General features: G+C 41.3%; 7 protein-coding genes. 2 read left to right on the top strand and 5 right to left on the bottom strand.

Features of this window, described 5'->3' with window-relative positions; all coding sequences use genetic code 11:
• Positions 1 to 1,062 (bottom strand): M57 family metalloprotease (locus G4P69_RS13570; protein WP_208350218.1); only part of this gene is annotated, 1,062 nt, incomplete at its 3' end.
• Positions 1,063 to 1,828: 766 nt separating this feature from the next.
• Positions 1,829 to 2,302: a peptidoglycan-binding domain-containing protein gene (locus G4P69_RS13565; protein ID WP_208342838.1), complete on the bottom strand. Its 474-nt coding sequence runs from the start codon at positions 2,300 to 2,302 to the stop codon at positions 1,829 to 1,831.
• A gap of 127 nt (positions 2,303 to 2,429) precedes the next feature.
• Here G4P69_RS13565 and G4P69_RS40445 point away from each other — a divergent pair, with 127 nt between their 5' ends.
• The gene (locus tag G4P69_RS40445; RefSeq protein WP_208342841.1) at positions 2,430 to 2,708 is read left to right on the top strand and encodes an SDR family NAD(P)-dependent oxidoreductase; all 279 of its coding nucleotides are present in this window, start codon (positions 2,430 to 2,432) and stop codon (positions 2,706 to 2,708) included.
• Here the strand turns inward: G4P69_RS40445 and G4P69_RS13555 are convergent.
• Positions 2,632 to 3,129 (bottom strand): DUF2243 domain-containing protein, encoded by a 498-nt coding sequence (locus G4P69_RS13555; protein ID WP_208342843.1) that lies wholly within the window; start codon positions 3,127 to 3,129, stop codon positions 2,632 to 2,634. The two genes, G4P69_RS40445 and G4P69_RS13555, sit on opposite strands and share 77 nt — an antisense overlap.
• Before the next feature lie 107 nt (positions 3,130 to 3,236).
• The gene (gene nifJ, locus G4P69_RS13550; RefSeq protein WP_208342844.1) at positions 3,237 to 6,797 is read right to left on the bottom strand and encodes a pyruvate:ferredoxin (flavodoxin) oxidoreductase; all 3,561 of its coding nucleotides are present in this window, start codon (positions 6,795 to 6,797) and stop codon (positions 3,237 to 3,239) included.
• 506 nt (positions 6,798 to 7,303) lie between these two features.
• Here nifJ and G4P69_RS13545 point away from each other — a divergent pair.
• Complete coding sequence (locus tag G4P69_RS13545; RefSeq protein ID WP_208350215.1) at positions 7,304 to 8,197, top strand: tyrosine-type recombinase/integrase; 894 nt, start codon at positions 7,304 to 7,306, stop codon at positions 8,195 to 8,197.
• Positions 8,198 to 8,522: 325 nt separating this feature from the next.
• On the opposite strand, the gene G4P69_RS13540 is transcribed toward G4P69_RS13545, so the two are convergent.
• Complete coding sequence (locus tag G4P69_RS13540) at positions 8,523 to 8,921, bottom strand: helix-turn-helix domain-containing protein (RefSeq protein ID WP_208344970.1); 399 nt, start codon at positions 8,919 to 8,921, stop codon at positions 8,523 to 8,525.
• Positions 8,922 to 9,291 lie beyond the last annotated feature (370 nt).

Below are 9,291 nucleotides of genomic sequence, written 5' to 3'. Positions count from 1 at the left end.
CTCATCGTATTTCTTGCGGTAGTCTTCATATGACCAACCGTAGACCTGGATTTCGCCAGAAGTACTTGGACGCCATACTGCGGTATACAGCACTTGACCGTTGACGACGTAGTTGTTGAGAATATGCAGCCGCCAACCTTGATTCCAAAGCTCATCGTATTTCTTGCGGTAGTCTTCATATGACCAACCGTAGACCTGGATTTCGCCAGAAGTATTTGGACGCCATACTGCGGTATACAGCACCTGATTATTCACCACACGGTTTTTGAGAATGTGTAACCGCCAGCCTTGGTTCCAAAGCTCGTCATATTTCTTGCGGTAGTCTTCGTATTGCCAGTCATAAACTTGAATTTCTCCGTCGGTTCCTTTTTGCCAGACAGCGGTAACTTTTAGATAATCATCTGGAAAGGGATAAAATTTACGCGCTCCTTCAATATCAGTTGCGCTCAACTGACCCCCGTTATTCCAGTTTGGATTGCAGTAGTTCATTACTGAACTCAAATCCCATGCACCGACAGTCGTGTCGCCATTACTACCACTTTTCTCTTCTGTGCATGTAGCTGGTGTATTGGGACGATTTTGCTCGTGTGCAAATCCCATTGCATGACCGAATTCATGTACAGCAATTGAACGGATGCAATTTTCTCGATCACTTTGACATAGTGTGCTCCAATTGTTGAAGGTGAAGTTGAGAACCATACCTGCGGTAACTCCGTCAAGGTTTCGCCCTAATCCTTTTGTATGTGGTCTCTCGTCGCTAATTTGAATGCGAATTCCTTTGGAATTCGGTATACAATCCTCCCAACCTATGAAGTCAATCCCTGATTCGTTCTCCCATGTATTATTGACTGCTGATATTACCCAGTTCTTTTCAGTATTACTACCTGATTTTTCCCAGCATACAGAAACTTGTCTTGATGGCCAAATTGTATTTTTTGCAACATAAAGTGGTTGTCTTATCTGTTGAATTTCTTCTGCCCGAGCTTGCATTGTAAAGATGAAAATTTCATTAACAGAGAATAGGGCAGAGAAAAGAGCTACATAATAATTCAGTTTTTTCATAATTCAACTCCATATGTGCTAAGTAGTCGCTCACAAGTAAACGAGGTTTTGCGGAATTTTGTGCTGAAAGTACATTAAAAATTTGCCTGTTAGATTTTGTAAGGCTTTAGTTTCATAAAAGCGGCGCTCGAATCCATCCCCTTGTCGGTGGAGAGGGATAATAAACCGCCTCTTTGTGCATGATCGCTGGGCGGATAGTACTTTTTTCCCACGACCAAAAAACTCCCCAAGCGCAAGTGGCATGGAGTTTTTTATATTTGTCCCTTCTTCTTAGTTTGCTGAACCAAATGTCATTTGACTCCGACTACATTGAAGAAGAATAAATTACCTTGTGTTTAAAGGCTAAAAGTTGTATGCCTCTATTGATTAATCACTTTAAAATGCAGAAATTATGCCATAATATATAAAAGTTTACATTAACAACAGCTAATTTAAGATGCAATTTTGTTTTAAGCGCAAAATTCAACATTTGATATTATGAATACAATATTGCTCGCACATACGGTAAAGCATATATTAATGTACGGTTTAGGCTGCTAATTTCCAGAAAAATCACAAAAATCGATTGTTTACAGCAATTTTCAGGTAATTAGACCACAGTCGTAGGGGAGCAATGCCTTGCGCCCTTACAAACGGTCTGGTTCATTTAGGTCAAAACTGCTGTAAGGAAAAAATATTACATAAAAGTTCTAAAATTTCAAATAAAAAACTCCATCCCCTTGTAGGTGGAGTTTTTTATAAAAAACCGCTAGTTGGCAACAAAGGTTTATTGCATTGCAGCTAAAGTCTTAGGTCCAATAATTCCATCAGCTTTTAGACCCTTAGATTTCTGGAATTTGATCACTGCTAAGCGAGTCTTTTTAGAAAACTTTCCATCAATCGGTCCATTGTAAAAGTTATGCTGCTTCAAATAAGTTTGGGCAGTTTTTACTGCTTCTCCTTTACTACCAACTTTCAATTTAGCAGGCTTTGTTGTGGTACCACTTTCACTAGGTGTGGTACTAGGGGTTGTTGTCGTACCACTGTCGCTGGGTGTAGTAGTACTAGGGTTCGTAGTTGTACCGCTGTCATTAGGAGTGGTTGTGGTCGTACCACTGTCATTAGGCGTTGTACTCCCTTGTTGTTGACTTTGAGCAACAACAACAGCATGATGAGTGGTTTGGTTGTTGGCATAAGCAGCAGGCACAGCAGATGCTAGAGTTAAACCAGGGAGTAAACAAAGAATTTTCCAATTCATCATTTTCTTTCAACAACAAGATATTTTGATTTTAGGAGCCATCATGCAATAGCTATTGCATGATGACATTCCTCTTATGATAAGGATTACTTCGTATTGTTGATGGTCAATATGACAAAGTTTTTGATAAATGAGAATAGTTAAAGCTCTGGCTAGCGTCGGAGCTTTTGTACTTGTCAATGGGCGAAACCAGCAAAGGCTAAAGGATATAGTAGCGAGTGTTACCTCAACTGGGGGTCAAGCTTCGCCATTAGAGTTAGATATTACTGATGAAGCTGCCGTGAAAAAAGCGTTCAATGAGATTCGAGATAAACACGGGCATCTGGATATACTTATATTGCTGCGTTCGTGCTGCCGTTTTTTGATTGAGTTATTCTCCATCCAACTAGAATCAGCAAAACACCACTAGCGAGAAAACCCAAATCCCAGATCAGTTGATTTGGTCCCGGTTTCACATGATGGATCCCAAGAATTTGGTGATCAATTATGCCTTCAATTAAGTTGAAAAATCCAGCACCACCAAGTACTGATCCAAAAAATATATTTGCTGACCAAGGAACATCATCACGCTTTCCTGCTTGCCACAGCAAGACGACTCCAATCACGGTTATCACCCAATCGAAGGCATCAAACAAGCCATCCCAGACCATATTCAAATCTATATTATGGCGTGATGTCAAGGGTCGAACGCTACTTAACATATGATGCCATTGGAGGATCTGATGCAGAACAATGCCATCAAAGAAACCTCCAAGACCAACACCAAGAAAAACTCCAGCTAAAATCAGTGGTGTGCCGCGACTAGTAGTCTCGTCAGTCTTCGCGTCCATAGGATAACCTTTTGAAGAAGAATTCAGGAGTCAGGAGTCAGGAGTCAGAATAAATTCATGAATTCATTCTGACTCCTGGAGTTTAATGCAGAATTTTCAAAATGCCATCACCTTTTTGCCAGATATTGGTAGTATTGCCAACGAGCATCAACTTCGGCTTGTGCTTCTTGGAGTAAGCGCTTGGCAAGCTCAGGTTTAGTTTTGGTAAGTATTTGGAAGCGATTTTCTTTGGACATCGATCGCTCTATTGTCTCTTTAGGCGATCGCATATCCATCTGTAATGGATTCTTCCCAGCTTTTTGTAAATCAGGATTGTATCTATACAGCAACCAGCGACCTGATTCCACTAACGCCTTTTGATGACTCATTCCTGTGGTCATGTTAATACCATGAGCAATGCAATGGCTATAGGCAATAATGAGTGATGGACCGTCGTAAGCCTCTGCTTCTAAAAATGCCTTGAGGGTTTGGTCATCACGTGCGCCAAGAGCTACACTTGCTACATAGACATTACTGTATGTCATAGCAATTAGCCCTAAGTCTTTCTTTGATACTGGCTTACCACTAGCAGCAAACTTCGCAATAGCTGCTTTTGGTGTAGCTTTAGAAGACTGACCACCTGTATTAGAGTATACCTCTGTATCTAACACTAGGATATTCACATTGCGGTTACTAGCAAGCACATGATCTAGTCCACCAAAGTCAATATCATAAGCCCAACCATCACCGCCGACAATCCAGACACTTTTTTTAACAAGATAATCAGCCAGTGTAAGAAGTTGTTGAGCTTTGGCGGTAATTTGTGAATCATCAGCAGTTAACAAACTTTGTAACCGTTGCTTGAGGAGTGCTACGCGATCGCGTTGTTCGTAAATCTCTGCTTCGGTTTGTTGCTGAGCATTTAAGATAGACTCAACTAGACTATCCCCGATTTCACCGCTTAACTGCTGGAGAAGATCAGCTGCAAATTCCGACTGCTTATCTAAAGAAAGGCGGAAACCAAAACCAAATTCAGCGTTATCTTCAAATAAACTATTAGACCATGCTGGGCCTCTTTCATCTGCATTCTTTGTCCAAGGGGTTGTAGGTAAGTTTCCACCATAGATAGAAGAACAACCCGTTGCGTTGGCGATAATTGCGCGATCGCCAAAAAGTTGTGTCAGCAATTTTAGATAAGGTGTTTCACCACAACCACTACAAGCACCAGAAAATTCAAACAAAGGTTCTTGCAGCTGTTGTTGGCGAATGAGATTAACTTTAAGCTGTCTTCTGTCAGGATTAGGCAAACTCAAAAAGAAATTCCAGTTTTCCCGTTCTTGACTGCGCAAAGGCAACTGTAATTCCATGTTAATTGCCTTACGCTCTGGCTGAGACTTATTTTTAGCAGGACAAATATCTACACAAATAGCACAACCTGTACAATCTTCTGGAGCAACCTGAATAGTAAACTTCTGACTAGCAAAGTCCTTATCCTTTGCATCAACTGATTTGAAGCTTGAAGGTGCATTGACTAACTGATCGGGTTGATAAACCTTACTTCTAATAGCTGCATGAGGACAAACCATAACGCACTTGTTGCATTGAACGCAAACATCAGAATCCCACACAGGAATCTCAAGGGCGACATTGCGTTTTTCCCACTTAGTTGTACCAGTCGGGTAAGTACCGTCAGCAGGTAAAGCACTAACAGGTAAATCATCACCCTGCCATGCCATCATTTTACTTAAGACTTCCTGGACAAATTTGGGAGCAGTCTCAGGTATAGGATTTTGGATTGTAGATTTTTGGGTTTCTTTTCCGATTTCGACCTTGTGTAAATTTTCTAACGTTTTATCTACGGCTTCCAAGTTCATACGGACGACGTCTGCACCTTTTTTGCCGTAGGTTTTTTCAATTGTTTGCTTAATTTTCGCGATCGCTTCATCCTGTGGCAAAACACCGGCAAGAGCAAAAAAGCACACCTGCATCACTGTATTAATTCGCCCCTTCATGCCGCTTTCCTTAGCGACCTTGGTAGCATTGATAACGTAGAACTTAAGCTGCTTAGTGATAATTTGTCTTTGAACTTCTGACGGTAGGTGTTCCCAAACAGTATCCGCGTCATAAGGACTATTTAGCAAGAAAGTTCCTCCCTGAGCAGCAGGCTTAAGAACATCTATACGTTCTAAGAATACCCACTGATGGCAACCAATAAAGTTTGCTTGGTCGATTTGGTAGGTTGAGCGAATTGGTTGTGAACCAAAGCGCAGGTGAGAAACAGTCAGTGAACCTGATTTCTTTGAGTCGTAAACAAAGTAACCTTGGGCGTAGTTATCAGTTCCCTCACCAATAATCTTGATCGAGTTTTTGTTTGCTCCAACTGTACCATCTGAACCTAAACCGTAGAACATTGCTCGAACAACGTTATCTGCTTCGGTTGAAAAGTTTGGATCAAACTCAAGGGAAGTATGGGAAACATCGTCATTAATACCAACGGTAAAGTGGTTTTTTGGCTTAGTTTGAGCCAAGTTATCGAAAATTGCCTTTACCATTGCTGGGGTAAATTCTTTTGATGATAAACCGTAACGACCACCGATAATTTTGGGATGAGGTGAGTTTTCCTTTACGAGTTCCCAAGCTTCGTGAATAGCAGTCACAACATCTAAATACAACGGTTCACCGATACTACCTGGTTCTTTCGTGCGATCAAGGACGGCGATCGCCTTTGTTGTTGCTGGTAATATTTGGGCAAAGCGCTCGATATCAAACGGACGGTACAGCCGCACCTTAACAACACCAACTTTTTCCCCACGGGTATTTAAATAATCTACAGTTTCATGGACTGTTTCACAGCCTGAACCCATCAACACAATCACCCGTTCTGCATCAGGAACGCCGTAGTATTCAAAAATCTGGTAGTACCGTTTTGTCCGTTCTCCAAATTGATCCATCACTTGTTGGACAATATCCGGACAAGCATTATAGTAAGGGTTAACAGTTTCGCGGGCTTGGAAGTGGACATCCGGATTTTGCGCGGTACCCCGTAACACTGGTTTGTCTGGGGTTAGCGCACGGGCGCGGTGGGCAAATATCAGTTCATCATCGATGAGCGATCGTAAATCACTGTCTTGTAGCAGTTCGACTTTTTGAATTTCATGAGATGTACGAAAACCATCAAAGAAGTGCATAAATGGCACTCGGCTTCTAAGAGTTGCAGCTTGGGAGATCAAGGCAAAATCTTGGCTTTCTTGTACTGAAGCGGAACATAACAAAGCAAAGCCAGTTGCACGAGCCGCCATTACATCACTATGATCACCGAAAATAGATAAGGCTTGGGTAGCAAGCGAACGAGCCGCGACATGAATAACGACTGTGTTTAATTCCCCAGCAATTTTGTACAAATTGGGAATCATTAACAACAAGCCTTGAGAAGATGTAAACGTGGTGGTCATAGAACCAGTTTGTAATGCTCCATGCACCGCCGCCGCCGCGCCCCCTTCACTCTGCATTTCGATTACACTAGGGACACTACCCCACACATTAAAACGACCATCCGATGACCAAGCATCAGTCCATTCACTCATTGATGATGAAGGAGTAATCGGGTAGATAGCAATAACTTCACTTAAACGGTAAGCAACACGAGCAACAGCTTCATTACCGTCAATGGTTGCATAGGTTTTGTTCATTGTCTCTCCTGTGAATTTCCCAGTTGCTCAAGCTAAGTGTGGACAATTTTTGTTTTGTTCTTGAAGTTAGAAGTTTAAATAAAAATAAAAAACTTAAATATTTTTTCGAATAAAAAATCAAGTCTTAATTATCTCACGAGAAAATTTATATTCCTTTATGCTAATTACTAATGTACTCACAAATGAAAGCTCTGAATAGTCGAGGCTTTGAGGTGATTAATTTTTTTTAAGGGGGTATAGGTTCGGGTATGGATTTGACGACTCTCCGGACTAAAGTCACGGAGATTCTTTCACACAGTAACACCTAGTAGAGGGTTCTTACTCGAACCGTTCCAAATGTTCAACCGAGCTAGGGCTGTCAATTGCCCTCTACACACTCCATTAAGATCAAGATCCAATATTGTGCTTACTTTTCTGAGAATATTTGCAGCTGCGTTAGCATCTGCAATGATAATTTAAAATCTACACTTTTATTTAAAAAAATTGCAAAAAGCCCCTCTAAAGTAATGACGACTTTAGCTGCTTTAGCCACCAAGTTTTTAGAACGTCCGGGACTAGCCAACAGCACTCTACGTTCCTATGAGTCTACGATTATCCCCTTACTCAAACAATATGGTCGATGGTCAATAGAAATTATCGACCGACAAATCTTGGTAGAATACCTCAATTCACTAACTGATGTTTCCTATACTACCCACCGCCGTCATCAAGCTGTAATCACGGCTTTGTTCAACTTTGCTGTTGATATGGGATATCTCAAATCCAATCCAGTTGCGGGACTCACAAGACGCAAACCCAGTCACAACAAAGGAGAATATGCTACGGATGAACTGGTGCGTTATCTTACTCCTAACCAATTAAGTATCCTGTATCGTATGATCAAAAAAGATGCGCGAATGTCTGCGTTAGTGCGTTTGTTGCATACCAGTGGCGCTAGGATTGCTGAGGTACTGGCTCTAGATCTTAATGACATAGACTTCAACACCCGGAAATTTCAGGTTGTTGGCAAAGGTAACAAGCGACGGTGGTGTTTTTACAGTGAAGTAGCTTCTGTGAGCCTAAATCACTACATTAAATATTATAGACACTCTAACCATCCAGCACTGTTTACTGCTCAACAGCCAAAAACTTTAGTTGTCTCCCGCCTGTCGTACCGTATGGCGCATAAATCTTGGACGAACCTGATTGGAGACAGTCCCGAACTCGAAGAAATTCGTCTTCACGATCTACGGCATACTTTTGCTACAGAGCGAGTGGGACTAATGGAAATTGAAGAACTCAGGGCGCTCATGGGACATGAAAGCATTCAAACAACCTTACGGTATCAAAAAATCACGTCACAACGTGCAGAACAAGTGGCACAATTGGCGTTAAATAATTTACCAGATTTTTTGGAATGATTTTAGTATATACCTTTATTAAGTGGCAGGAAAAATACTTTTTTCTAAAAATACTATCAAGGTACAGAGAATACATACTACTCTGCACCATCAAACTGAGTCTAAGTACACTCTTGAGCGAAATTGTTAAAAACAACCTATTTTCAGGGCTTTGAAACCGATCTCCTCATATGGGTGTACATTTATCGCCCGAAATGCTTACTGCAAGATGCTTTCAGCCTTAGCGTACAATTTTCCCGTTTTGGCACGGTGACGCCTATAGTGACACTCGTCTATCTAAACCAATCATCTATACGTAGGCTTTTAAATGTTTTAATTGCTACTTTTAAAAATTAGTCTGTGGCGTCACGGCTAGAAGAGCGGTTACACGAGCAAGTATTTCCTGTGAGGTTATGGATGTCTTACCCGACGAGGTAGTAGCTTGAATTGCCTCGGCAATGCTTTGACTAAGCTCTGCGATATTCTGTTCATTCTTAACTTCAGACACTGTAGACAATTTACTAGCAGGGATTTCATCTTCTGAAGGAATATACTCAATCAGATCAGAAGGAATGCACTTCAGCTCTTGGCAAAGCTTATTGAGTAAATCACCATCGATTGGTGGCATGGTAAATGCCCTTCGGAGACGCGAGACGGTGTTAGGATGCACATGAAGAATCTCTGCCAGTTGCTTACCAGAGACTCTACGTTCTGCCATCAATCGACTCAAACGCCAAACAATCACAATAAGTTGCTCCCTCAATCAACACATTTTTTATTTATACTGGTGGCTAAACAAGTATCACTCTTTAATAATAACGATTCATGTATATAGATAACCACAGTACTGTATCTACCTCACAAATTATATAGGCGTAAAAGTAGCGAAGGTACATTTTGCCGCCATGTACAGGCTGAAAACCTTGTTGTCGGTGGAACCATAATATTGCCGTTTTTACGTGCTTATGCTTCCTATTGACATTGGCAATATTATCCTTCCAACGTCTATAATCCTTGTAGGGTATACATTTGACGATAAAAGTGTTCATAATCCACCCCGACTAAAAATGTAGGATTGAAGTCACCCGTATTACTGTTACCCTTCCAGCATATGG

The sequence above is a fragment of the Aetokthonos hydrillicola CCALA 1050 genome (assembly GCF_017591665.1).
In the GTDB taxonomy this organism is placed as follows: domain Bacteria; phylum Cyanobacteriota; class Cyanobacteriia; order Cyanobacteriales; family Nostocaceae; genus Aetokthonos; species Aetokthonos hydrillicola.
The sequence above is the reverse complement of the archived record's forward strand: the minus strand, read 5'-3'. Positions and strand labels throughout refer to the sequence as shown.